Annotated in this window: 26 protein-coding genes; 7 read left to right on the top strand and 19 right to left on the bottom strand. The window is 32.2% G+C overall.

Annotated elements, in window-relative coordinates:
* Window positions 1-87: 87 nt before the first annotated feature.
* Window positions 88-1,731 (top strand): alkaline phosphatase PafA, encoded by a 1,644-nt coding sequence (gene pafA, locus RM697_RS07235; RefSeq protein ID WP_311427200.1) that lies wholly within the window; start codon window positions 88-90, stop codon window positions 1,729-1,731.
* On the opposite strand, the gene RM697_RS07230 is transcribed toward pafA, so the two are convergent.
* From RM697_RS07230 to gcvP, 4 genes are all read right to left on the bottom strand, one after another.
* Window positions 1,728-2,576: a glycosyltransferase family 2 protein gene (locus tag RM697_RS07230; RefSeq protein ID WP_311427199.1), complete on the bottom strand. Its 849-nt coding sequence runs from the start codon at window positions 2,574-2,576 to the stop codon at window positions 1,728-1,730. The genes pafA and RM697_RS07230 overlap by 4 nt on opposite strands.
* Before the next feature lie 20 nt (window positions 2,577-2,596).
* Window positions 2,597-3,118 (bottom strand): class I SAM-dependent methyltransferase, encoded by a 522-nt coding sequence (locus RM697_RS07225; RefSeq protein ID WP_311427198.1) that lies wholly within the window; start codon window positions 3,116-3,118, stop codon window positions 2,597-2,599.
* Between the two features lies 1 nt (window position 3,119).
* Entirely contained in the window at window positions 3,120-4,181 is a 1,062-nt protein-coding gene (locus RM697_RS07220) for a 3-oxoacyl-ACP synthase III family protein (RefSeq protein ID WP_311427197.1), read from the bottom strand.
* A gap of 181 nt (window positions 4,182-4,362) precedes the next feature.
* A complete protein-coding gene (gene gcvP, locus RM697_RS07215) occupies window positions 4,363-7,209 on the bottom strand; it encodes an aminomethyl-transferring glycine dehydrogenase (protein WP_311427196.1) in 2,847 nt (948 codons plus the stop codon).
* A gap of 114 nt (window positions 7,210-7,323) precedes the next feature.
* Between gcvP and RM697_RS07210 the strand changes: the two genes are divergently transcribed.
* The gene (locus RM697_RS07210; protein ID WP_311427195.1) at window positions 7,324-8,163 is read left to right on the top strand and encodes a UbiA prenyltransferase family protein; all 840 of its coding nucleotides are present in this window, start codon (window positions 7,324-7,326) and stop codon (window positions 8,161-8,163) included.
* Here RM697_RS07210 and RM697_RS07205 read toward each other — a convergent pair.
* The 14 genes from RM697_RS07205 to RM697_RS07140 all read right to left on the bottom strand — a co-directional run bounded on the left by RM697_RS07205 (window position 8,149) and on the right by RM697_RS07140 (window position 21,556).
* On the bottom strand, window positions 8,149-8,403 hold the full coding sequence (locus tag RM697_RS07205; protein ID WP_311427194.1) for a hypothetical protein: 255 nt from the start codon (window positions 8,401-8,403) through the stop codon (window positions 8,149-8,151). The two genes, RM697_RS07210 and RM697_RS07205, sit on opposite strands and share 15 nt — an antisense overlap.
* Before the next feature lie 10 nt (window positions 8,404-8,413).
* The gene (locus tag RM697_RS07200) at window positions 8,414-8,968 is read right to left on the bottom strand and encodes a sigma-70 family RNA polymerase sigma factor (RefSeq protein ID WP_311427193.1); all 555 of its coding nucleotides are present in this window, start codon (window positions 8,966-8,968) and stop codon (window positions 8,414-8,416) included.
* 75 nt (window positions 8,969-9,043) lie between these two features.
* Window positions 9,044-10,438, bottom strand: a complete 1,395-nt coding sequence (locus RM697_RS07195; protein WP_311427192.1) for a TolC family protein — start codon at window positions 10,436-10,438, stop codon at window positions 9,044-9,046.
* Window positions 10,435-11,790 (bottom strand): HlyD family secretion protein, encoded by a 1,356-nt coding sequence (locus RM697_RS07190; RefSeq protein ID WP_311427191.1) that lies wholly within the window; start codon window positions 11,788-11,790, stop codon window positions 10,435-10,437. Before RM697_RS07190 ends, RM697_RS07195 begins: the two co-directional genes overlap by 4 nt.
* Window positions 11,791-11,794: 4 nt before the next feature.
* Window positions 11,795-13,450 carry a peptidase domain-containing ABC transporter gene (locus RM697_RS07185; protein ID WP_311427190.1) on the bottom strand — a complete coding sequence of 552 codons (1,656 nt, stop codon included), beginning with the start codon at window positions 13,448-13,450 and terminating at the stop codon, window positions 11,795-11,797.
* Window positions 13,450-14,121, bottom strand: coding sequence for a TetR/AcrR family transcriptional regulator (locus RM697_RS07180; protein ID WP_311427189.1), 672 nt, complete (start codon window positions 14,119-14,121; stop codon window positions 13,450-13,452). Before RM697_RS07180 ends, RM697_RS07185 begins: the two co-directional genes overlap by 1 nt.
* 90 nt (window positions 14,122-14,211) lie before the next feature.
* The gene (locus tag RM697_RS07175) at window positions 14,212-15,108 is read right to left on the bottom strand and encodes a TIGR01777 family oxidoreductase (RefSeq protein ID WP_311427188.1); all 897 of its coding nucleotides are present in this window, start codon (window positions 15,106-15,108) and stop codon (window positions 14,212-14,214) included.
* 3 nt (window positions 15,109-15,111) lie between these two features.
* Window positions 15,112-15,933, bottom strand: a complete 822-nt coding sequence (locus tag RM697_RS07170; RefSeq protein WP_311427187.1) for a DCC1-like thiol-disulfide oxidoreductase family protein — start codon at window positions 15,931-15,933, stop codon at window positions 15,112-15,114.
* Window positions 15,930-16,262: a hypothetical protein gene (locus RM697_RS07165; RefSeq protein WP_311427186.1), complete on the bottom strand. Its 333-nt coding sequence runs from the start codon at window positions 16,260-16,262 to the stop codon at window positions 15,930-15,932. Before RM697_RS07165 ends, RM697_RS07170 begins: the two co-directional genes overlap by 4 nt.
* A 58-nt stretch (window positions 16,263-16,320) precedes the next feature.
* The gene (locus tag RM697_RS07160) at window positions 16,321-16,824 is read right to left on the bottom strand and encodes a GbsR/MarR family transcriptional regulator (protein WP_311427185.1); all 504 of its coding nucleotides are present in this window, start codon (window positions 16,822-16,824) and stop codon (window positions 16,321-16,323) included.
* A 49-nt stretch (window positions 16,825-16,873) separates the two neighbouring features.
* On the bottom strand, window positions 16,874-17,653 hold the full coding sequence (locus RM697_RS07155; protein ID WP_311427184.1) for a hypothetical protein: 780 nt from the start codon (window positions 17,651-17,653) through the stop codon (window positions 16,874-16,876).
* Window positions 17,654-17,680: 27 nt separating this feature from the next.
* Window positions 17,681-19,714: a M3 family metallopeptidase gene (locus RM697_RS07150; protein ID WP_311427183.1), complete on the bottom strand. Its 2,034-nt coding sequence runs from the start codon at window positions 19,712-19,714 to the stop codon at window positions 17,681-17,683.
* A 191-nt stretch (window positions 19,715-19,905) separates the two neighbouring features.
* Complete coding sequence (purE, locus tag RM697_RS07145) at window positions 19,906-20,388, bottom strand: 5-(carboxyamino)imidazole ribonucleotide mutase (RefSeq protein WP_311427182.1); 483 nt, start codon at window positions 20,386-20,388, stop codon at window positions 19,906-19,908.
* 4 nt (window positions 20,389-20,392) lie between these two features.
* Window positions 20,393-21,556 carry a 5-(carboxyamino)imidazole ribonucleotide synthase gene (locus RM697_RS07140; protein ID WP_311427181.1) on the bottom strand — a complete coding sequence of 388 codons (1,164 nt, stop codon included), beginning with the start codon at window positions 21,554-21,556 and terminating at the stop codon, window positions 20,393-20,395.
* Window positions 21,557-21,710: 154 nt separating this feature from the next.
* Here RM697_RS07140 and RM697_RS07135 point away from each other — a divergent pair, with 154 nt between their 5' ends.
* The 5 genes from RM697_RS07135 (at window position 21,711) to RM697_RS07115 (ending at window position 25,812) form a co-directional block, all read left to right on the top strand.
* Window positions 21,711-22,820 carry an adenylate kinase gene (locus tag RM697_RS07135; protein ID WP_311427180.1) on the top strand — a complete coding sequence of 370 codons (1,110 nt, stop codon included), beginning with the start codon at window positions 21,711-21,713 and terminating at the stop codon, window positions 22,818-22,820.
* An 80-nt stretch (window positions 22,821-22,900) separates the two neighbouring features.
* Window positions 22,901-23,899 carry a GTPase ObgE gene (obgE, locus tag RM697_RS07130; protein WP_311427179.1) on the top strand — a complete coding sequence of 333 codons (999 nt, stop codon included), beginning with the start codon at window positions 22,901-22,903 and terminating at the stop codon, window positions 23,897-23,899.
* Window positions 23,895-24,614, top strand: coding sequence for an ion transporter (locus RM697_RS07125; protein WP_311427391.1), 720 nt, complete (start codon window positions 23,895-23,897; stop codon window positions 24,612-24,614). Before obgE ends, RM697_RS07125 begins: the two co-directional genes overlap by 5 nt.
* A 34-nt stretch (window positions 24,615-24,648) precedes the next feature.
* The gene (locus tag RM697_RS07120; RefSeq protein ID WP_311427178.1) at window positions 24,649-25,164 is read left to right on the top strand and encodes a DUF4136 domain-containing protein; all 516 of its coding nucleotides are present in this window, start codon (window positions 24,649-24,651) and stop codon (window positions 25,162-25,164) included.
* A gap of 87 nt (window positions 25,165-25,251) precedes the next feature.
* Entirely contained in the window at window positions 25,252-25,812 is a 561-nt protein-coding gene (locus RM697_RS07115) for a DinB family protein (RefSeq protein WP_311427177.1), read from the top strand.
* Between the two features lie 71 nt (window positions 25,813-25,883).
* On the opposite strand, the gene RM697_RS07110 is transcribed toward RM697_RS07115, so the two are convergent.
* A complete protein-coding gene (locus RM697_RS07110; RefSeq protein ID WP_311427176.1) occupies window positions 25,884-26,258 on the bottom strand; it encodes a DoxX family membrane protein in 375 nt (124 codons plus the stop codon).
* Window positions 26,259-26,341 lie beyond the last annotated feature (83 nt).

The raw sequence follows: 26,341 nt of genomic DNA, 5'->3' as shown, positions 1-26,341 counted from the left end.
GCTAAAGTAAAAAAACTAAGCCGTATTTAACCTTAATTTTAATTTAAGATGTGTTAAAAGCTGTATTTTTGGATAAATTAAATCGTCATGCACAAGTTATTATATAGTACGTTAACACTCCTGTGTTTTGGATTGAGTTGTATAGCTCAAGATTATCGGAGTTCAAATAATGATAACCCTAAATTAGTTATTGGTATAGTAGTCGATCAAATGCGCTATGATTATCTCACACGTTTTGAAAGTAAATTTTCAGAAGATGGTTTTAAGCGCTTAATGTATAAAGGCTTTAATTGTAAGAACACACACTTTAACTATATTCCTACCTTTACAGGGCCAGGACATGCAGCTGTTTTTACAGGGACAACACCTAAGTATAATGGTATAATTGGGAATAATTGGTATGATAAGGTGGAAAAAAAATCGGTGTATTGTGTTAATGATAATAACTATAGATCTGTAGGTACAACTGATGATTACAGTAAAGTATCACCACACAGAATGACTGTGACCACAGTTACAGATCAATTACAACTGCATACACAACAGCGTTCTAAAGTTATAGGTATCGCCTTAAAAGATAGAGGAGCAGTTTTGCCAGCTGGCCATAGTGCAGATGGTGCTTACTGGTTTCAAGGTAAAAACGAAGGTAATTGGGTAACTAGTAGTTATTATAGAGACGACTTACCAAAATGGGTTAAGGACTTTAATAAATCTGATAAAGCAGAGTCTTACTTTAAAGTTTGGAATACGCTTTATGATATTAAAACATATACCGAAAGTGGACCAGATATCAATACTTATGAAGGAAAATTTAGAGGTAAAGACACAGCATCTTTTCCTTATGATTTAGATAAACTACAAGCTGAAAATGGAGGTTTTGATATAATTAAGCCTACACCTTTTGGTAATAGTCTAACTACTGATTTTGCTATAGCTGCACTTGATGGAGAATCTATGGGACAAGATAATAATACGGATTTTTTAACCTTAAGCTACTCTAGTACAGATTATGTTGGTCATAAATTTGGAGTAAATGCTAAAGAAACTCAAGACACTTATTTAAGGTTAGATAAAGATTTAGCGCGTTTATTTAAATACCTAGACACTACTATAGGTGTAGGAGAGTATACTGTATTTTTAACAGCAGATCATGCTGCAGTACATGTACCATCGTATTTAAAAGATTTAAAAATCCCTGCTGATTATTACGATTTAAATGCTTTTAAAAACAAACTAAATTTCTTTTTAACAACGACGTATGGAGCGTCAGATTTAATGGAAGATGCAGGTAATTTTCAAGTGTTTTTGAATAGGGATAAAATAAAATCATTAGGATTAAATCTACAAGGTGTGCAGCAAGCAGTGGTAGATGAAATTATTAGTTATCCTCATATAGATAAGGCCTACACAGCTACAACCATGAGCTCAGTAGAATTTAGTAGTGGAATAGAGGTACTGCTTCAAAATGGGTTTAATCAAAAACGCTCAGGAGATGTTCTTGTCGTATTAAGTCCTTCTGTAATTTCATACTCTAGAGTAGGAACAACACATGGCTCTGGTTTTAGTTACGATACACATGTACCACTTTTGTTTTACGGAAAAGGAATAAAACAAGGTGAGACTTTAGAAAAAGTAGTAATTCCGGATATTGCACCAACGATTTCAGCATTATTAGGAATTAGTTTTCCTAATTCCGTAACAGGAAAGCCATTAGAGTTTGTTTTAGATTAGGAGAATCTATCAAATATCCCTTTCCAACGAAGTTTTCTGATAAATTGACCTTGATCTGCATCAACAAGGAATTCTATACTATGTTTTTTTGCCTTTAAATAGCCTTCTATATAATCTACAAATAAAGGGAAAGATTTCTTTTTAAAGCTCATTTTTAATGCAGTTATCAAAGTTAAAGCAAAACCTAATCTAAGTTTATACATAGCTTCACCTTGTAAATATTTTGAGCCTTTATTATAGTTAGCACCTGTTGGTTTTAAATGTTTAACATGCAGTGTATTGTCTGTTAATATTTCCCAGCCATAATATTTAGCCAATAATTCATCTACAGTATCCCAACCTATAGATGGTTTTAATCCACCTATATCCTTAAAACATTCTTTTTTGTAAGCTTTTAAAGCGCCTCTTATATGATCTTTTCGGGTTAAATTTTCTAAAATCCATTGGTTACTTTTTTGAATGTAGCAAAAACCAGAAACCATGCCAGTTTTATCATTTGCACTAAAATGTAAAGACAATTTTTCTAGGTAATTATTAGGAAAAATAAGATCAGCATCAAACTTACATAAAACATCATAATGGTTATCTAATGCTTCTAGACCTTTATTGAAAGCATTTATTATTTTAGTTCCTGGTAAATGCTTATTAGATGAGGTGTTTTGAAGGACTTCTATAAAATCATAGGTAGCAGAAAACGTTTCAGCTATGTTTTGTGTAGCATCTGAAGAGTTATCGTTTACAACAACTACTTTCTCAGGTCTTAAGGTTTGAGTTGCTAATGATTCAAGCGTTAATGCTAAAGAATCTTCTTCGTTATGTGCTGGTATGATGATATAAAACTTCAAGGAAAATTGTTTTTCCAAAGTTACATTCTTTCAGCATATACGATGTAGTATCTTGGAGTAAAACTTCTTAGTAGAGGTCTAATGCCTAGTTTTTTTGTGGGATTTGTCCATTGCTTACTATCCATAATTTTCCAGCCAGATTTTTCAAGTAACCAATCAAACTGCCAAGGTTCAAACTCATGATAATGTCTGTCCCATGGATCAGTTTCACTTTTGTAGGCTGAGGCAAACCATAGTTTTAATGGTACGCTTGCTACTAGTTTTTTTGCATTAATAGCTTTTAAAACAGAGTAAGGAGATAATAGATGTTCAAATATTTCAAATGCTGTAACTGTATCGGCTTCAGAATTTTTTACGGCTGTGATTTCATCATCTAAATCTTCTCCAGTAGTATTTTCAACTGAAAACCCCTGAGATATCATGATATCAGAAAAGGGATTCTGAACACCTAAATCTAGAATTTTTTCCTCTTTAGAGATATGTTTTTTAAGGAACTCTAAGGTGTATTTAAACCGCTTATTCGGATAAGTATTCTCGTACATATTAATATCTATAGACTACGGCGTTTATATGCATTCCTGCACCTACGCTGGCAAAGATAATAACGTCGCCTTTGGAAAGATTATGATTTTCTAATTTATTGTTTTTCACTAAATCAAAAAGTGTAGGCACAGTAGCGACAGAACTATTGCCTAATTTATGGATACTCATTGGCATAATACCATCAGGAACAGATGCCTTGTATAATCTGTAAAAGCGTTTTATTATGGCTTCATCCATTTTTTCATTGGCTTGGTGAATAAGCACCTTTTTAACTTCAGAAATATCTACACCACTTTTATCTAAACACGATTTCATGGCTTGCGGTACATTGTTTAATGCAAATTCATAGATTTTACGACCATGCATTTTAATGTAACGTGTATCTTTACATAACTCTTGATTGTTAGATTTACCAAAGAAAAGATAGTAAGCTTCATCATATGTGAAACTAGCAGTTTCATGCGCTAAAATACCTGTGTTTTCATCATCAGATGCTTCAATTACACTTGCGCCTGCACCATCTGAGTAAATCATAGAGTCTCTATCATGTTTGTCTACAACTCTAGATAAAGTTTCTGTGCCAATAACTAAACATTTTTTAGCCATACCAGCTTTAATATAAGCTTGTGCTTGGATAACACCTTCAACCCAACCAGGACAACCAAATAGGATGTCATAAGCTACACACTTTGGATTCTTAATACGAAGGCTATGTTTAATTCTTGAAGCTAAACAAGGTAAAATATCACTTTGTATGGTATCGTGTTTTACGTCTCCAAAATTATGAGCCACAATAATATAGTCTAATTCCTCTGGGTCTATATTGGCATTATTTATGGCTTTTTCTGCTGCTAGTGCACCAAGGTCTGAGGAGGTGAGGTGATTTTCAGCATAACGTCGTTCTACAATGCCAGTGATATCTTTAAATTTTTCTACAATTATTTCATTAGGATAATTAATTGTAGAACCATCTGCATTTAAAAAGTTATGCTCATGGAAGTCTTCATTCTTTTCTATTAAATCTGGTATATAACTTCCTGTTCCTGTTATTTGAATTGCCATAATCAATACGTTTAGTCAGTTGTTAATTTTCAAAACTAACTATTTCAACTAGAGCTTATTGCTTTATTTCTATTTAAAGTGAAATTTTTATCAACAATGCAATTAAAAGAACATTAATTATGAAAACCATAAAAAAACGCTCAATATGTTGAGCGTTCTTAAATTATATTTGAATTTCTTATTAAGCTTCTGCATAAGCTTCAATAGGAGCACAGGTGCAAATTAAATTTCGATCACCATAAGCATCATCTACGCGTCTTACACTTGGCCAAAATTTATTATCTTCTACATAATCTAATGGAAATGCAGCTTCTTGTCTTGTATATGGTAATAACCACTCATCTTCTGTTAGCATTGCTAAGGTGTGCGGAGCATTCTTAAGCATATTATTTGAATCATCTTTAGACGCATCATCAATTTCTTTTCTAATAGAAATCATTGCTTCACAAAAACGATCAATCTCTTGTTTACTCTCACTTTCTGTAGGTTCAATCATCATAGTTCCAGCTACAGGAAAAGATACAGTTGGCGCATGGAATCCATAATCCATAAGACGTTTAGCAATATCTACAACTTCTATACCATGAGTTTTAAAGGGTCTGCAGTCAATGATCATTTCGTGCGCTGCTCTTCCGTTTTCTCCTGAGTACAAGGTTTCAAAACTACCTTCTAAGCGTGTTTTAATATAATTAGCATTTAAAATTGCAACTTCTGTAGATTCTTGTAATCCTTTAGAACCTAACATTTTTATATAACCATATGAAATCAGACAGGCTAAAGACGATCCAAAAGGTGCTGCAGAGATAGCTGTAATCGCCTGATTTCCTCCAGTATTAACCACAGGATTTCCCGGCAAAAATGGTTTTAATTGTTCTGCTACGCAAATTGGGCCAACTCCAGGTCCACCTCCACCATGTGGAATTGCAAATGTTTTATGTAAGTTAAGGTGACAGACATCTGCACCAATAGCTCCTGGATTTGTTAAGCCAACTTGAGCATTCATATTTGCACCATCCATATATACTTGTCCACCGTGGTCATGAATAATCTGAGTAATTTCTTTAATTGCAGACTCGTAAACACCATGTGTGGAAGGATAAGTAACCATTAAAGCAGCAAGATTATCTTTATGCAACTCCGCTTTTTCTTTAAGATCATCAACATCGATGTTACCTTCTTCAGTTGCCTTGGTTACTACGACCTTCATTCCTGCCATTACTGCACTTGCTGGATTTGTACCATGAGCAGAGGAAGGTATTAAGCATATGTTTCTGTGGTAATCATCTCTAGACTCATGATAAGCTCTAATAACCATTAAGCCTGCAAACTCTCCTTGTGCACCAGAATTTGGTTGCAACGAGGTAGCGGCAAATCCTGTAATTTCAGTAAGTTGATCTTCTAATTCTTTTAAAACTATTTGGTAACCCTTGGCTTGTTCTAAAGGAGCAAAAGGATGAATATTTCCCCATTTAAAAATACTTAGAGGTAACATTTCGGCTGCTGCATTAAGTTTCATGGTGCAAGATCCTAGAGAAATCATAGAGTGATTTAATGATAAATCTTTACGCTCTAGCTTTTTGATGTAACGCATCAATTCTGTTTCAGAATGATAGCTGTTAAACACATCTAAAGTCATAAAATCTGATTTACGCTGTAAATCTTCGGGAATAACAGTAGCATCATTTTCAATAACTTCATATGATTTTGAGTCGTTTAGTTTTGAAAATATTTTGAGGATATAATCTAGATCTCTAGTTGATGTGGTTTCGTTTAGTGAAATTGAAACTGAAGTATCATTAATATAGTTGAAGTTATTCTTTCGTTTTTGGGCAATCTTCTTCAGTTTTTTAGCATTAACTTCTACTTTAATAGTATCAAAATAGTTGTTGTTAATTTGTTTAAATCCTAATTTTTCTAAACTACTAGACAGTGCTTTTGCTTTGTTATGAATAGAATTGGCAATAAATTTAAACCCTTTTGGTCCATGATATACACCATACATACCAGCCATCACAGCTAATAGTACTTGGGCTGTGCATATATTTGAGGTGGCTCTATCTCTCTTTATATGTTGTTCTCTGGTTTGCAAAGCCATGCGTAACGCTCTATTACCATTGGCATCTTTGGTAACACCAATAATTCGTCCAGGAATATCACGCTTGTAAGCTTCTTTGGTAGCAAAATAAGCAGCATGAGGTCCTCCATAACCCATTGGTATACCTAAACGTTGGGTTGTCCCAACAACCACATCTGCTCCAAATTTACCTGGAGCTTCTAATTTTACTAAACTTAAAATATCTGCAGCTACAGCAGTTTTTATTCCAGCATTTGTGGCTTTCTCAATGAACGATTTTATATCTGTAATTTGACCATGCTTACCAGGATATTGAAGTATGGCTCCAAAAAATTCTGACGAGAAATCGAAGTTATCTTCACTTCCAATAACTAAATCTATACCTATAGGAATAGCTCTAGTTTTTAAAACAGATAATGTTTGTGGTAATATGTGTTCTGACACAAAAAACTTAACAATCCCATCTTTTTTCTGCTGACGTTCTCTAACTGAAAATAAAAGGCTCATAGCTTCAGCAGCAGCTGTACTTTCGTCTAAGAGTGAAGCATTAGCCAATTCCATACCTGTAAGATCTGTAATCATAGTTTGGAAGTTTAGTAAAGCTTCTAATCTACCTTGAGCAATTTCTGCTTGGTAAGGTGTGTAAGCTGTATACCAACCTGGATTTTCGAGAATATTTCTCTGTATTACTGCAGGTAGGATTGTTGGATGATAACCTAACCCAATGTATGTTTTAAAAACCTTGTTTTTTTTAGATAGTTCATTAATATGAACTAAATACTCTTGTTCACTCATTGCAGCGTCTAAATGCAAAGGTTCTTTTAATCGAATATCATCAGGAATAGTTTCTGCTATAAGTTGTTCTATTGAATTTACACCAATAGTTTTAAGCATCTCTTTTTGGTCTTCTTCTCTTGGACCAATATGTCGTGCAGCAAAGGATGTTGTGTTCATTTACAGGTCATGTTTACGAAGTGCAAAAATAAGGAATAAAGCACTTTTTTTTGTTAAGGTATTTCTAAGTTTTTAACGAATTGAATAGGTTATTAACACTTTGGTTATTTTTGTATGGTGCGACTCTTAAAGAATATTTTTGATTTTTATCTAAACGCTAGTATTCATGTGGCTTTAGCTGTATATGCACTATCTTGGATTACACTCAAAGAGTTTGGCTTGTTATATGATGATTCTGTATTGTATTTTATTTTTTATGCAACGATAACTGGTTACAACTTTATAAAGTATTTTGGCTTAGCAAAATTTCATCATCGTAGTCTTGCACGTTGGCTTAAGGTTATTCAAATATTTTCAGCTATATGTTTTGTATTAATGTGTTTTTATGCATTCCAGTTATCAACAAAAACACTATGGTATTTAAGTGTTTTTGGTATAGTAACGTTTTTATATGCTATTCCATTTTTACCTAAAAAAATATTTTTAGATGATCAGAAAAACTTGAGAAGTATTAGTGGATTAAAAATTTATATTATCTCTCTAGTTTGGGCTGGAGTGAGCGTTTTGATTCCGCTAATAAATGCTGACTATGATATATTGAAACAAGAGGTGATTATAACATTAATTCAACGATTTTTATTGATCATGGTTTTAATGTTACCATTTGAAATAAGAGACCTTAATTTTGATAGTCTAAAGTTGGCAACTTTGCCTCAGCGTATTGGTATTAAGAATACAAAAACTATTGGATTACTTCTGTTAGTATTCTTTTTTATCCTTGAATTTTTAAAACCTGAGTTTCATGTAAATGAAGTAGTTGCTGTATTACTAATCTTTTTTTTAACAGCATTATTTTTGATATTTTCAAAAACAAATCAGAATAGATATTACAGTGCTTTTTGGGTGGAGAGTATTCCTGTTTTATGGTTGGTAATAGTGTTAGTGCTTGGCTAATTCTTTTTGGAATTCTTGTTCCATAGTTTTGCGTTCCTCAGTTTTAAGGCATTCTGTATTAGCCTTATTTACTATGTTTGTTAATTTGGTATTGCGTTTAAAATAGGCACGCGTAACCTTGCACCAAGAGAGGCGAATGTTTAGTTTAAATTTTTCCCATTTTGAAGATTCGTTATACTGCGATTTATTGCAAATATGCATCGCTTCTTCACAGGTTATAAATAAAAAACGTTTTTTCATAGTTGAGGTTTTAAAACCAATTCTTTTCCATGCAATCAGCCATAGCAGTCCTAGCTCTATGAATAATTACCCAAAGGTTAGACGCAGTAATTCCTAATTCATTACAAATAGCCTCAGTTTCATAATGTAATAATGATTTCATTTTAAAAACTGCAGCTTGTTTAGTTGGTAACTTACTAATGCAATCATGTATTGCCATACTAAGCTCAGTGTTTTCAATAGTGTCTTCTGCTGTTTTATCAAAAGGATCAGCAACACGTTCCTCTAACCAATCACCTTCTGTTTCTGAATCACTGTTGTAAGACATTCTTACTTCTGCTTTCCCTTTATTAGAATTTATTTTACGATAATGGTCTATTATTTTTCGCTTTAATATTGAAATTAACCAGGTTCGTTCGCTAGCTTCTCCTTTAAAATTTACCATAGACTTTAAACCAGCTAAAAAGGTATCCTGAACCAAATCTTGAGCAATAGCTCTGTCGCTAACACGTGTTATGGTGTAGTTAAAGAGATAATCACTATAGAGAGTAATCCATTTGTTAGGATCAATGGTGTGTTTTGCCATGAAGGTTAGCGCAATTTTATTTCAAAAATAGGATAAAAAATCTAATAAATCTTAAAGCTTGTATTTTCTCGATTTTTAAAGATTATCAAATACCACATTATTAAATAACTTGGCTTTAGAATTAAAAAGCTTATAATCTATTTCTATGGCTTTTAGTCGTGCTTCAATTAGCTTAGATTCTCGAGAGTTTATTAAGAATAGAGAGCTCTCACCAACAGTAAATTTTCGTTCTTCTGCAGTCAATAATTTTTGATAATCAGAAACAATATCTGTAGTGAGGTTAGATTGTATATCGTAAGATTCAATTTCTTGATTAATACTATTAATTTTATTATTAAGACTTACTCTAGTAGCATCAATTTCAAACTCTGTGGCTTGCATTTTAGCATTAGCTAATTTTAAGTTTCCGCGTTCTTTTCTTAAAAATAATGGGAATGAAATATTTAAACCAGCTTTGTAATTTACAGTATTAAAGGAATTCATTATCTCTGGTGTTTCAGAGAGAAAATTATATTCTAGATCTACTTTTGGCAGCAGGTTATTTCTATTAAGTCTGCGTTCTACTCTGAGTCCTTCAAACTTGTAATTTAGAGATTGCATCTTAGGATGCGCATTAACATCAAATCCATTAAAGCTCATGGTTGATAAGCCCAAGGCATCATTTATAACATTAGGCGTTTCAACATCTGGTATAACATTATCGGTTAACTCAACTGGTGTATCTTGTATCCATAAAAAATTAGATAAATTTAGCTGAGCTTTAATTAGTTGTAGTTTTGCATTCTCTAAGCTTAACTTTCTATTATTTAGAGCTATCCTTGCTTCAGTAGTATCTATAGCTGCAGACTGTCCTGTTTCAAAATTTCGCTTTATACCTTTAAAACGTGTGTTGGCATTTTCTAAGAATGTACGATAAACTTCCTTTTCATTATAATAACGAAGCCAATTAAAATAGGCTTTTGTGGCTTTGTAAAGAATCTCGTTAACAAGGAGTTTTCGGTCTTCTTTACTCTGATCTAAAAATAATTTAGATTGTTTAAGAACAGCCATTCTCTCGTTAATTAATAAACCTCTTGCCACAGGAACAGAAACACCAACATTATATAAACCGTCTGTAGGAACGTTGGCTTCAGGATTTAAAAAGACACCATCATTTTGCTCTAACTGACCTTTAATTTCAATACCAAACCAAGTCGGAATTTTAAAGGTTGTATTTAGCTTGTCGAAATATTCTGTGTTTTTAAACTTTTTCCTGTCATAATCAACATCAATTTTAGGGTCAAATGCTCCTCTCGACTTTAATAGCTTAGCTTCCCCTTCTGTAACAACAAGATTAGCTTGTTTTACTAAAGGATGAAAGGTTTTTACATAACCTAAATATTCTGACAAAGTCATTGTATTCTGAAGCTCTTGCGCATTCAAAATGAAACCAAAAATTAGAAAACAGTAAGTAAGGTAACGTGTTATCATTTCTTTTTAGAACTTTTTGAACCTGATGATTCTGGTTGATAATAATTTGGTGGAAATCCGTTTAATTTTCGCCATAATTCAAACCAAATTTGGACGTCTTCTAATAATGCAATTGTTTTTGCTCCTGAGCCTACTCTGAGAGCTTCTGGCCACTCATGATCTTCTTGATCTGGAGCTAATAAGATTCTATATTTACCATTTGGACTAATAAAACGTTCAATAGCAATAACTTCTGCACCATAAGTTCCATAAGAGACATTTGGCCAACCAGAGAAAATAATTGCTGGCCATCCATCAAATTGCACACGTACTTTTTCGCCAATATGAATTAATGGCAAATCTATAGGCTCTACAAATGTTTCTACAGCTAAATCGTAGTTTGAAGGCATAATGCCAACAAGTGCTTGTCCTTCTTTAAAGGATTCACCAATACCACCAACAATAGCTTTGTTAATAAACCCATCTTGTGGAGCAACAATGTAAAGTAGATTACTTCTGATTTGATAATTGGTAAACTGGTTTTCGAGTTTAGTAACCTGAGCCTCTGCATCAAAACCAGAAGACTGAGCTGATAATAATTCACTTTCAGTTTTAGATATCTTGTCTGCATATTCAGCCTGAATTCTTGATAGCTCAATTTCGGCATTAATAACTTCGTTTTGACTGGCTAAATATTTATTTTGTTGTGAAATTAATTTTGCTTGAGTTTCTTGTAATTTTAAACGTTTAGATTCAACATCTTTGACAGCCATATAACCATCTTTTTGTAAATCTTCTATACGGTTATATTGTGTTTCTGCAATTCTCTTATTTGTTTTTGCAGCCTCTAAATCAATACTGTCGCTCTGTACCTTGAAACTTGCTTGTTTTAATTTATTTTTGGCTTGTTTTGTCTTTAAAACTTGCTCATTTCTTAAAGCGCCAATTTGAGTACGTTTGGCTTGCACTTTGCCTTTGTAAGCCTCTACTGATGATGACTTAGCTTTTATCTGATCTCCTGTTCGCTCTACGAGTTTATCATCAAAATAGTCACTTTTTATTTCAGAAATTCTAAGAATAGTATCTCCTTTTTTAACACGATCACCTTCACGAACATACCACTGCTCAATTCTGCCAGGAATCTGAGACTGAATGGTTTGTGGTCTTTGATCTGGTGTTAATGTGGTTACCAAACCTTGTCCTGTGATATTTTGAGTCCAAGGCAAAAAGAGAATTATAATTCCTATAATAGCTGCTGCCAACAAGAACTTTCTGAATGTTTTTCCGTAAGGTCTATCTAAAGTGATTTTACCAGACTCATAGGTGTCTAATGGCACTTTTTTATTTAAATGATTATTAGATATATTCAGCATTGTGTTAAGCTTTTAAAATTTTACCATTATCTAACTTTATAACTTCTTTACAATTGTTTTGCCAACGACTGTTACTACTTACTACTACAAGAGCCCAAGGATTGTCTTGGTGTGTAAGTGCATCTATTATCTTATTAGTTTCTTCAACATTAAACTGATCTAAGGCATCTTCTAATATTAATAGCTTCGGAGATTTTGCTATAGCTCTAGCTAAAACTATCTTTTTTGAAATAGTATAGGACATCTGTTTTCCTTCTGGATTTAGTTTGGTATTTAATCCATTAGGTTGGCGTTTAATAAAATCACTTAGCCCAACTAAATTCATAGACCAAAACACTTTCTCATCGGAAATATTTGGGTCGCCAAATGTTATATTCTCTCGTATAGTTCCCTCAAACGGAACTTCCTCTGATAATGACAATCCTAAGTTTGCTCTGTAGTGATTTGTTAAAATTCCACTGAATGAATATTGGTTAACAAATATGTTTCCTTTTGTTGGTTCAATAATACCTGCTATGAGACGTAATAAACTTGATTTTCCAGAACCACTCTCGCCTTGTATTAAAATTCTGCTAGACTTATCGATTTTGAAAGAAACATTGTCAATGATAGGATCTTCTCTGTCTTTAACTTCGTAAGAAATATTTTTAAGTTCAATATTAATATTATCATCAAAACTTGGAGTTTCACCGTCTTGAGATTCTATTTCTCTATCAACTACTTGCCCTAATTTTTCAATTGCAGTGAGTACATCGTAGAAAGATTCTAAGCCAAGTATAAGTTTTTCAACTGATGCTATTACTAAAAGAATAATAATTTCTGCTGCAACAAACTGACCAATATTCATCTCTTGATTGAGCACTAAAGCACCACCAATTAACAATAATCCAGCAGTGATGATAACTTTAAAGCCAATCATCTGCGTAAATTGTAGAATTAGTACTTTAAAATGACTTTCTCTTGCTTCTAAATAATCAACCACTAATGCATCATTTTTTTGTAAGGCTAAGGTAGTTCTACCTGAGAGCTTAAAACTTACTACTGATCTTGCAACTTCTTGGATCCAGTGCGCTACTTTGTATTTATGTTTAGATTCTCTTAAACTAGTCTCTAAACCTCGTCTTGCTGTAAATTTGAAGACAACATAGACTAATGCCAAAACTAAAATTCCGAAGAATATAAAAAATGGATGATAGAAGGAAAGCAGGAGTAATGCAAATATTATTTGTAATAAGGCTGCAGGAACATCGATCAATATCTTAGATAATCCTTTTTGAATGGTTAAGGTATCAAAAAACCTATTGGCTAACTCTGGTGGATAGTAACCTCTTAACTCGTTAAACTTTATTTTAGGGAATCTGTAACTTAATTCAAAAGAGGCTCGCATAAAAATACGCTGTTGAATAGACTCTATAATACGAAGTTGCATAATCTGAAGAACTCCAGCGAATACTACGCCTAGTGTTACTAAGATTACAAGTACTATCCAAGAGGTTGATACTTGTGCGCCTTGGATTAAGTTAATAATGGCTTGTATACCTAATGGTAAAGAAAGTGCAACTAAACCAGAAAAAATGGCATAATAGGCTACTTGCCAAATATCCTTTTTTTCTAATTGAATTAAACCAATAAATCGTTGCCAAGGTGTCATGGATTTCATTATTTAAGGGTTTTAATAGCCAGGTTTATAAAAAAGTCTGTTGGTGTATTACTATTATCGCAATTTGTCATTGAGGCAAAATGATCTTTTAAGAAATGCTGATGTAAACTACCATCTATTATTGTACTTGCTAAGCTAGATGCATGTAGATAGCTAGGTTTTAAATCATTTATGATATCACGTAAACGATGCGTAAGGCGTTTATAGACTTGGAAGTATCCTTCTTTATTTTCTTGGTCTACTTCTTTGGTTAAAAATGATTTTGAGTTTTCATTAATGATAATTTTACTAAGTAACACTTCATTAATATGAGAATAATTAGTGTCCTCTTTTATACTTCTAGTCACAATAGTTATGGCTCGCATAAGTTTATCTTCCTTGTCCTGTACATTGTGAGTTTCAAATACTAACTGATACTCAATCCAAGCCCAATACCAGGAAGATAAATAGAGTAAAAACTTGTGCTTACTTTCAAAGTAACGATAGATAGAACTTTCATTAGATCCTATTTTATTTCCAAGTTTTTTAAAAGTAAAGGCTTCAAAACCAATGTCATCTATAAGGTCAATGCCATGGCTTACGATCTTTTTACCAAGAGTTGAAGACTCAGGATCTTTTATAAATATTTTTTCTGGGACAGTAATCTTAAATGTTGAAAGTAACTTTTCCATAATTAGTGTTTAGGTTTGCAAATATAATAGTAATACTATTAATATTGAGAATTTAACACTTATTTGTGATTTATTACTTCTTCTAATATCTTAACACAAGGATTTTAAGGCGCTTTCAATAGATTTATATTTAAAACAGAAGCCTTCTTTTAAAAGACGTTTCGGAATTACGTTTCTACTTTTTAATACTAATTCGGTTTCTGTACCAATAAAAAAAGCACCTAACTCTAAAAGCCATTTGGAATGATTAATCCCAAAAGGAATATTTAAATAATGTCTTAAACGCTTCATTAAAGTACTATTATTTGTAGGCTTTGGTGCTGTAATATTATAAACTCCTACTGTAGTTTTATTATTGATAATAAAATGTACAGCACGAGCAAAATCATTTTCATGAATCCAGCTTACTTTTTGCTGTCCAGAGCCTTGTCTTCCTCCTAAGAATAAATTAGTTAAAGATTTTAAAACTTTTAATGCACCACCATTTTTACCTAATACTATAGAGGTTCTAAGTATCACTTTTCTTGTTTTTGGTGTAACAATATTATTAAACTCGTATTCCCAAGACTTAGCAATGTTCATGGAAAAATCGTTACCTATTTCACCGTTATCTTCTGTCATTAGCATATCTTCAGAATGTCTGTATATGGTTGCAGTTGATGCATTTAACCAAATTTTAGGAGGATGATCACATAGATTAATAGCCAAACCTAAAGTGTTGGTAGAATCTATTCGCGAATCGTAAATACGTTTTTTGTTTTTATCTGTATAACGACAATCTACCGATTTACCAGAAAGATTAATCAATGCAAAAATCTGTTCCAGACTTTTACACCATTTGCCTAGATCTTTACCATTCCAATAGATGTGGTTTGGCTTTGTTGGTTTACGTGTCAATATTTTTATATCATAATCTTTGTGAGATAAATAATGCTCTAATACTGACCCTAAAAATCCCGTACCACCTGCAATTACTATAGTTTTCATCATTTAAAAATTTAAAATTAATATTAGAACTAGTATTCTATATAAGATCCATGTATAGCTAAGATGTTTTGGAAAGTCTAATAGTGTAACTCTCCTTTGATGCTCTAAAAACATTAAAGACACTATTATTAAAAATCCTAAAACGATGGTTAATTGATTCAAGCCAAAAACAGCATTTAATCCGAGCATAACAAGGAGCAGTAAACTGCCAGCTAAAGAAACAGTCATTAGATTTCCTATGTAATTGAACTTTTGTTTAATTTTTAATGACGTTATAAACAGTAACTGAAATATAATTTGACCTGTAGTAATTACACCTTCTATAATGAAGTTAGTTTCTAAGATATTTGGTAGTAAACTGCTAAAATTGAAAAGAGCCAAGTTTGTAATAAGTAGACTAAAAATGATGTAGAATAAGCGATATTTATAATTAAAACTAGGTACGCATTCTAAAACATTCTCAGAAGATTTTTTATTAGGTATAATAACTTTTCTGTTATAGGATATAAATGAATATAGTTTTTTAAGACCATGTTTTACGGGTTTTAAATGTCCAATAAACGCTATCCAAGGCATCGAGTTTCCTAGTACTTTGAGAAGACTATCTATGCCATAAATTACAGTGTTGTGTTTAGTGTCTATTAATGCAATTTCGTTTGAAGCTCTTTCTATGTCAATAAAGTTTTGTTCTTCAATAGATAATTTTGAGAACGGTTTTCTGCCATTTTTATCTAGCATTTTACTTTTTATAAAGCCATTAGTGTATAGATTGCATAATGGACAATCTTCATCGTAAAGCAATGTTTGATGTTGTAATGTTTTCATGATTTATAAATATTACTTAATGTTATAAAGAAGTATGTTGCTATACTCATAGGAATGATAATAATGGCGATTATGCCAAAAAGCATAGAATTAAATAATGGCCAATCAAACAACCAACATAATCCATAAGTGATTGTGATTGTGTAGTAGCAGTAAAGTCTAGACTTAGATTTTTTTGAAAATAGTTTCCAATGAAATAATAAAAGTAATGAGCTTATAATTTGAACAAAGCCTAAAACTATTTGAGCATATAAACCTAAGTATAACGTTAAATAAAGAATAGCAGTTGTAATAATGACAAATTTATTGGTGTAGTATATGTATTTCATTTTTTATATGTTTTAAACATTCAGAAAAAATTGAAAGTTAGATTTAAAAAATTTATGATTATTTCATAAGTTTAAGAACAGACTTTGTGAGCCAATTTTGTTTTTGTTCTACCAATTTGTTAATCATATTATCTGCATCTTGCGTTAAGTTATGTAAAGCTTTAGTCTGTTTAATCAATTCTTTAGTTTTTGCAGAACCATCGTCTTTTATTGAAGATACTTCTTTGAGTACTTTAATCACAGGTTTTATCTCTCTTCTACTTCTTTCTTTTGCAATTACTCTAGCTAATTCTTGTACATCTTTTTCGGTGGTAAAAAACTCTTTACGTTCTCCAGGAACTAGTTCTTTAGTAACAATTCCCCAATCCATAAGCTGTCTTAAGTTCATACTTGTGTTACCTCTAGAGATCTTTAAATCTTCCATAATATCCTCCATGGAAAGGGGTTTCGTGGAAATAAAAAGCAGGGCTTGTATTTGAGCCATGGCTTTATTTATTCCCCAAAGTGAGCCTAAACTTCCCCAAGTGCTAATGAACTTTATTTTTGCATCATCGTAATTCATAGTACAAATATACTATTAATTTTTTAAACTTTCAATAATTATTGAAAGTTTATTTTATTTGTAAATGAATATGATCATCATGTCTAACAGCTTGGCAGCCGTGAAATCTGATTTTTGAGTATTTATTCAAAACTAAATTATTTTTTAGGTAAGGCTCAATGAAAATCTTATCAGTTTCAGAATGGCTTAATAATTCTTTAATTAATTGTGCTGTACCTTTTTGATTGAACTTTAAGTTTTTAGTTGAACCAAAAGTTAGATATTTAGTAATATCATAATGCCAATAGCCTAGTTCTTTACATGTTCTAGATATTCTTTGATCAGAATTAACAAATATGCCATAACCAGAGTTTGAAGGTTTGTTATTTGTGATAGTGCCATTTTCAATATTATATAAGAAAGCAATATCAATTTTTTTTCCATCATTATGACTTCGATGAGGAAGTAAAGGAAATCCATCAATGAATGGGAAATTTGCATCTAAATAAATTATTTTATAGGCGTTTAATTGAGAAGATTTAGATGCTTCAATTAATAATGCTTTTAACTCAGGTGTTACATAATTTCTAAACGTTAAAGGATAAAACCAATTGATTGGTTCTAAAGTTTTATGGAAAATTGGGAGTTGTTCTCTACCAAATGTTTTTGCCATGGGAGGAATCAATACTAAGTTAAAAACTAAGTAGAGTAGTGGGAATAGATATCTTTTTTTCCTTTTAAGTTTATAAGATAAAATAAGTGCTAAAAGCCATACTAATCCTCCAACTTGAGTTAAAACCGTTAAAAGAGTAATTATAGTGGCATGTCCTAGATACTTAATTAGCTTCATAAAAGCTAAACGAATAAATACTTAAACTTATTTCACTAAAAGCCCAGCACGTCTTAATAGAGCCTCTGGCTTTGGTTCCTGTCCTCTAAAGCGTTTATATAAGGCCATTGGGTTTTCGGTACCACCTTGTGATAGAACAAATAGTTTAAACTTATCGGCAACTTTTTTATTAAAAATACCTTGGTCTTTAAAATATTCAAAAGCATCAGCATCTAATACTTCAGCCCATTTATAACTATAATAGCCAGAAGAATAACCGCCTTGAAAAATATGTGAAAACGATGTACTCATGCAATTCTCTTCCACATTAGGATATAATCTAGTATCCTTAAAGGCTTCAACTTCATGGGCTTTAACGTCTGTAATGTTTGAAGGATCTGTACTATGCCAACTCATATCTAATAATCCAAAACTTATTTGTCGTAACGTTTGCATACCTTCATGAAACGTTGACGATGCTTTTATTTTTTCTATTAAATCCATCGGAATAAGTTCTCCTGTTTCATAATGGGTTGCAAAGAGTTCTAAAGTTTCTTTTTCATAGCACCAATTTTCTAATATCTGACTTGGTAATTCTACAAAATCCCAATGCACGTTGGTTCCAGATAAGCTAGGATAGGTTGTATTAGCTAGCATACCATGCAAAGCATGACCAAACTCATGGAATAAGGTTGTTACTTCATTAAATGTTAGTAGTGATGGTTTGCTTTTCGTAGGTTTTGTGAAGTTACATACAATAGATACATGTGGTCTTTCATTCTTGTTATTTTTTATCATTTGAGGTTTATAAGATGTCATCCATGCTCCATTGCGTTTACCAGCTCTTGGGAAAAAATCGGCATAGAAAATAGAGATGAGGTTATCATCTGAATCTAAAACTTCATAAGTCTTAACTTCCTCATGATATTTATCTATGGTATCTACCTGTTTAAATCTTAGTCCAAATAATTTCTCAGCCACTTTAAATGCACCTTCAATAACATGTTCTAGCTTAAAATAAGGTTTTAATTGTTCATCAACTAAGCTAAATAATTTTTGTTTTAGCTTTTCTGAATAGTAGGCCGAATCCCATTTTTCTAAACGATCTATTTGATCTAAGTCTTTTGCAAAAGTTTCAAGATTATTAAATTCTTTTAATGCTGCAGGTTTGGCTTTTTCTAATAGATTATTTAGGAAAGTATTGACCTTTTCAGGTGTTTCTGCCATGCGTTCCTCTAGCACAAAATGTGCATGAGATTTATAGCCTAAAAGTTGTGCACGCTGATACCTTAAGTTCGCTATTTTTAGAACAATATTTTGGTTATCGTTATCATCATTTTTAAAAGCTTTGCTACCAAAAGCCATCGAGAGCTTTTTTCGCAAACTTCTATCTTCTGCATAGGTCATAAACGGAATGTAACTAGGATAATCTAAAGTAATAAGCCAACCTTGCTTTCCTTTAGACTCTGCTAATTGTCTTGCAGCTTCCTTAGTACCTTCAGGTAAACCATTCAACTGAGTTTCTTCTGTTATAGTTAACTCAAAAGCATTAGTTTCTGCGAGAACATGCTCGCCAAATTTCAGCTTTAACTGACTCAGTTCTTTATCGATTGCTCTTAACTTAGTTTTATCAGATTCAGATAAATTTGCGCCATTGCGAGAAAAGCTTTTATACTTTTTTGTAAGTAATGTGTTTTGTTCAGTAGTAAGATTTAATTCCGATTTTGAATCGTAAACTGATTTTACACGTTTAAATAAATCTTCATTTAAAGTAATATCATTACTAAATTCTGAGAGTAATGGAGAAATCTGCTGTGCTATATTCTGAATAGTTTCATTGGTTTCAGCAGAATTCAAATTAAAAAAGATACTAGTAACTCTATCTAATTGCTGACCAGAAAATTCTAAAGCTTCAATAGTATTCTGAAATGTTGGACTTTCGGAGTTACTGCTTATATTAAAAATTTCTGACTTGGTGTCTGCAATTAATGTTTTAATTGCTGGAAGAAAATCTTCGGTATTAATTTTAGAAAATGGTGCTGTATTGTATGCTGTTGAAAATGTTGATGTTAAGATATTCATGAAAATAGTGTGGTGTTATTCTCGTATTATTTTTCTTACTAGTTTGTTGATATTGTGAATTTTAACTAATTTTTTGGTAAGCCATTTCAAAATATATGTTTACTTTTGCACTATAATTTTATTAGAGCGTTTAACAACTCTAACAAATTATTGATTAATAGCTCTAAACCTCGAATTTTATTCGAGGTTTTTTAGTTTAAAGACTTTGCTGAATCGTGTACTTTTTGTTTTAATTCTTCCTTAAAAGCAATGATACGCTTTCTAATTTGTGAGTTTGTGCTACCTAATATTTGTGCTGCTAAAATACCTGCATTTTTAGCACCATTTAACGCTACAGTTGCTACAGGTACACCTCCAGGCATTTGTAGTATGGAAAGCACAGAATCCCATCCATCTATAGAGTTACTACTCTTAACAGGGACTCCAATTACTGGAAGTGGAGAAAGTGAAGCAATCATTCCTGGTAAATGTGCTGCGCCTCCTGCACCAGCAATAATTACCGAAATGTCTCTAAGATGTGCATTGTTGCCATAATCAAACATTTTGTTTGGCGTACGATGTGCTGAAACAATATCTACTTCGGTTTCAATATTAAGTTGTTTTAAAATATCGATAGCGTCTTGCATTACTGGCAAATCGCTTTTACTTCCCATTATTATTCCTACTTTACTCATGATATTAGTTAGTTTTATCGCTAATTACTTCTATCTTTTTTTTAACGTCTTCAGCAATTTTACGTGCTTCATTTACATTTTTATTTATAATGGTAACATGTCCCATTTTTCTAAAAGGTCTTGTTTGTTTTTTACCATAAATATGTGGCGATACACCATCCATTTCTAATATAGTGTCTAAATTTTTATAGATAACATTTCCTGTATGACCTTCTGCACCAACAAGATTAACCATAACTCCTGCAACTTTACTTTCTGTCTTTCCAAGAGGTAATCCTAAAATTGCTCTAATGTGTTGTTGAAACTGTGATGTGTAACTAGCTTCTATAGAATAATGCCCAGAATTATGAGGTCTTGGAGCAACTTCATTAACTAAAATAGTATTGTCTTTAGTTAAAAATAGTTCAACAGCCAATAAGCCTACGTGTTCAAAGGCGTTTGAGACTTTTAGTGCAATGTCATTTGCTTTTTTAGCTATAGATGGATCTAAACGAGCTGGGCAAATAACATATTCTACTTGGTTGGCTTCAGGATGAAATTCCATTTCTACTAAAGGATAAGTTTTAACCTCTCCGTTAGACGATCTCGAAACTATAACAGCTATTTCATTTTTAAAGTCTATAAGATCTTCAACAATACACTCTACATTTGGTAGGCTAGATAAATCATCTTCAGATCGTACAACTTTAACTCCAGTGCCATCATAACCAAACTGAGTGCTTTTCCAGATAAATGGAAGGTTAACAGTATTATTTAGAATAGCATCATTAATTTCAGAAGTGTAAGCAAATCTTGTAAAATTTGCAGTAGGTATATTGTGATCTCTATAGAATAACTTTTGTCGTCCTTTATTTTGGATAGTTCTCAGCGTTTTGGAGCTAGGATATACAATTTTCCCTTGTTTTTCAAGACTTTCTAGTGCATTAACATTAACATTTTCAATCTCAATAGTAAGTACATCTACGTCTTGTCCAAAATTAACTACAGTATCAAAATCCATTAAATCACCTTGTATAAATGTGTTACAAGCAATTCTGCAAGGTGCTTTGGCACTTGGATCTAAAACTTTAGAAGTTATATCTAATTGGCGCGTTTCAGTAAGTAACATTTTGCCAAGTTGGCCACCACCTAAAATACCTAAAGTAAAGTCTGAAGAAAAGTAATTCATACGTATTTTTCTGCCGAGACAGAGATCTATAATAATCGAAATAACTCAATACAAAAATAAGCTAATTATGCTTTAAAATTGTAAAATTGCACAGCAAAAAGTGTCTATAGACAATCAATTGATTATCTTTGCATTTCTCAAAATTTAAAGACAAGTGATAAAGCTTCACGATTTATATTTTAAACCATTTATTCCTGAGGCGGAAGTAGATTCTATAGTTCAAAACTTAGTGAATGAGATTGCTAATGATCTTGGTGAGGAAATCCCTGTGTTTGTAGGTATACTTAATGGATCTTTCATGTTTGTTAGTGATTTTGTAAAAAAGTATCCTAAACCTTGTGAAGTCACATTTATAAAATTAGCATCTTATGAAGGGTTAAAATCTTCTGAAGATATCCAACGTCTTATAGGTATAACTCAGGATCTTACAGATAGAACAGTTGTGATTTTAGAAGATATTATTGATTCTGGTAAAACTTTAGCTGAAGTATATAGGATTTTTAAAAATGAGAAAGTTAAAGCACTTAAAATTGCAACATTATTTTTTAAACCTGATGCTTACAAAAAAGACTTTAAATTACATTATATAGGTAAAGAAATTCCTAATAAATTCATTATTGGCTATGGTTTAGATTACGATGGATTAGGACGCGATTTACCTGAAATTTATCAATTAAAAACAACGCAGCATATGACGAATATTGTATTATTCGGACCTCCTGGAGCAGGAAAAGGAACTCAAGCTAATTTTCTAAAAACAAAGTACGATTTAGTGCATATATCTACAGGAGATGTTTTTAGGTTTAACATAAAAAATGAAACTGCTCTTGGCATGTTGGCAAAATCGTTTATGGATAAAGGGGAATTAGTACCTGATGAAGTTACTATAGATATGCTCAATGCTGAAGTTGAAAAGAATGCAGATGCAAGTGGATTTATTTTTGACGGATTTCCAAGAACAAATGCACAAGCTGAAGCATTAGCAAGCCTAATGGATTCTAAAGACTCTCAAATAAATGCCATGATTGCTCTAGAAGTTGATGATGAAATATTAGTGCAACGACTTTTAGAACGCGGTAAAACTAGCGGAAGATCTGATGATGCTGACGAGAACATTATTAGAAACCGTATAAAGGAATACTACAATAAAACAGCGATTTTAAAGGATTTTTACTCAAAGCAGAACAAGTATTTTGGAGTAGATGGTGTTGGCTCTATTGAAGAGATTACGATTCGTTTAAGTAAAGTTATCGATAGTTTGTAAGTTTTATTATTCCTGTAAAAAGCAGGAAACTTAATTATATTCACTACTAAAAAAGATTACTGTTTTCGCAGGAAATTAACATGACAGAAGGAAATTTTGTTGATTATGTAAAAGTTTACGTTGCTTCCGGAAATGGAGGTAAAGGCTCAGTGCATTTACATCGCGAAAAATACATCACTAAAGGAGGACCAGATGGAGGTGATGGTGGGCGAGGTGGTCATGTAATCTTAAGAGGAAACTCAAATCTTTGGACCTTATATCATCTTAAATTTAAAAAGCACTTTAAAGCAGGTCATGGAGGACATGGTAGTAAAAGTAGAAGTACAGGAGCTGATGGTGAGGATGTATATATTGATGTCCCTTTAGGTACTGTTGTAAGAGACACAGAAACGGACAACATACTTTTTGAAATCACTGATGATGGTGAAGAGAAAATTATCTGTGAAGGCGGAATGGGAGGACGTGGAAATTGGCATTTTAAAAGTTCTACAAACCAAACACCACGTTATGCACAACCAGGAAAACCTCTAGAAGAAAAGCGCATAACTTTAGAAATGAAAGTTTTAGCAGATGTTGGTTTAGTTGGTTTTCCTAATGCAGGTAAATCAACACTCTTATCTGTAATTACTTCTGCAAAACCAAAAATTGCCGATTACGAATTTACGACCTTGAAACCAAATCTAGGCATCGTAGAGTATCGAGATTATCAGACCTTTGTTATGGCAGATATTCCTGGAATCATTGAAGGTGCTGCCGAAGGAAAAGGGCTTGGGCATTATTTTTTAAGACATATAGAGCGTAACTCAATACTATTGTTTTTAATTCCTGCAGATGCAGACGATATTGCAAAGCAATACGACATTCTTCTAGATGAACTGAGGCGTTATAATCCTGAGATGTTAGATAAAGAACGTTTTATTGCAATCTCTAAAAGTGATATGTTAGATGATGAATTGCAAGCAGAATTAAAGATAGAATTAGATAAGACTTTGCCTATAAAATATTGTTTTATATCTTCCGTGGCACAAAAAGGTATCACAGAGTTGAAAGACCAGCTTTGGAGTATGTTAAACCATTAATAATTTTATCCTGAAAGAAAAAATTAGAAATATTATTGATAGCAATGATTCTAGTTTAGGAAGAGCATTTGCTTATGGTATTCAGTTTTTAATTATTCTATCTGTTATTACCTTTTCGATAGAGACCTTACCAAATTTAACTATCCAATCAAAGCAAATCTTACATCTCATAGAATTGTTTTGTGTTATCGTTTTTACTATAGAATATTTAGCAAGAATTTATATAGCAGATAAAAAAATTAAGTTTGTTTTTAGCTTTTTCGGACTCATAGATCTTTTTGCTATTCTACCGTTTTATTTATCCTTTGGTGTAGATTTAAGATCGTTGAGATTATTGAGAATGTTTAGGTTATTTAGACTCTTAAAATTAGTACGCTACAACAAAGCTTTGCGTGTATTTACACAAGCCATGATTGCTGCCAAAGAGCAGATTATTCTTTTTATGGTTATAACACTAATTTTAATCTATTTTTCGGCCGTTGGTATTTATTATTTTGAAAACGAAGCACAACCACAACACTTCTCATCAGTATTTGAAAGTTTATGGTGGTCTATTGTTACTTTAACAACAGTTGGTTATGGAGATGTATATCCTATAACAGTTGGAGGACGTATTTTTACGTTCTTCATTTTACTCATAGGTTTAGGTATTGTAGCCATACCAACAGGTATTATTTCTTCAGCTTTAACAAAATCTGTAGATAGTAAAGATTGATTTTTGATTATCTTTAAGTCAAAAATTTATAAAAATGAGATTTCTGAAAGTACTTATTTTAAGCTTACTATTAGTGTCCTGTGGCGCAACTGTAAACTACGACTACGATAATAAAACAGACTTTACATCTTATAAAACCTACAATTATTTTACAGATATAAAGTCTGGATTAAGTGAATTAGATTTTAAACGTTTAATCGCTGCTTTAGATACAGCTATGGCATCTAAAGGTTATACGTTATCAGAAAATCCTGATTTCTACATTGATGTTAAAAGTCAAGAATTTAGAAATAACTCTGGTAATAATGTTGGTGTAGGTGTAGGAAGTGGTGGGCGAAATGTTGGAGGAGGTGTTTCCATTGGTTTCCCAATTGGGTCGTCTAAACTTAATAGAGAAATAATATTAGATTTTGTGGATAAAGATAGAACTAATCTCTTTTGGCAAGCCGTTAGCGAAAGCGCCTATAATCCTAAAGCTAAACCTGAAAAACGAGAAGCTGCTTTTGTGGCTTTAGTTAATAAAATCCTATCGCAATATCCGCCTAAGTAGAATTGCATCTTGTTAAATTGTTACTAATACATCAACAGCAGTTGATTATTAGCCTTACTTTTATTCTAAACTTAAAGCCAACTAGCTATGCAAAAGATTTTAATAGGTTTCTCCTTTTTCTTAATTACAATTACTGTAAATGCACAGAGAACAATTAGTTCTGAAGAGGGTTTTACGCCACAAGTAGGTGTTTTAGTGTCCATGCTAAACGATTTAAGTAATAGAGTTGAACGAACGGTTAAAGACTTAAATACTGAAGAAATTGATTTTTTACTAGATGAAAACGCGAATAGCATTGGTACATTAATTATGCATTTAGCTGCAACCGAAAAGTTGTATCAGGTTTATACGTTTGAAAACAGGGAACTCAATGAAGAAGAGGAGGAAGAATGGAATACAGCAATGTCAATGGGTAAAGAGGCTCAAAAAAAATTCAAAGGCAAAGAAGTTCAAGAATATCTAGAGGTCTTTGAAGCTGTTAGGGCTAAAACGCTAGAGTATTTAAAGAATAAGGATGATCAATGGTTAGCACAAAACACATCTGACGACAATATGAATCACTATTGGGCTTGGTTTCATGTTATGGAACATCAATCAAGTCATTTAGGTCAAATCTTATTATTGAAGAAACGAATACCTAATGATTAAACAGTCTATTTCAAGAATAAAGAGATTACATTAAATAAAAGAGACGCTTAAAAAGCGTCTCTTTTATTTATCTAGCCTGCTAAGAGGTCTTTGTATTTGTCTTTGTAACCCATGAGTACGAGTACATTTAGAACTAGCAATAGAGCTGCACCACCAATACCACCTGGATCGAGAACTGCATGGAATAAAACCGCATTTACTGAAACACTCATAAGTATCAAGGCTAATAGTGCACCATATTTATTAAAGATTAAACCTAAACCAGCTACAATTTCTACAATAGCAACTAGGGTCATGGTCTTGGAGTTCATTAAAGCACCGAAATAAGCTGCTGCATCTCCTGAAAGCTCAGGCATTGGTAAAAAGCTATGAAACTTGTTTACACCAAATACTAGGACGAAGACACCAAGAAGAATTCTTAGAATCATTTTAACTTTTGGATTCATAATAAAAGAGTTATTAGTTAGTATGTTTTAAAATTAAGTAAAATGTAGTCTACTTAATTGTGTTGATTTGTCGTCTATCAACA

This window comes from Microcosmobacter mediterraneus (genome assembly GCF_031846265.1).
Lineage (GTDB): Bacteria > Bacteroidota > Bacteroidia > Flavobacteriales > Flavobacteriaceae > Microcosmobacter > Microcosmobacter mediterraneus.
This window is presented reverse-complemented; position numbering and strand designations above follow the sequence as displayed.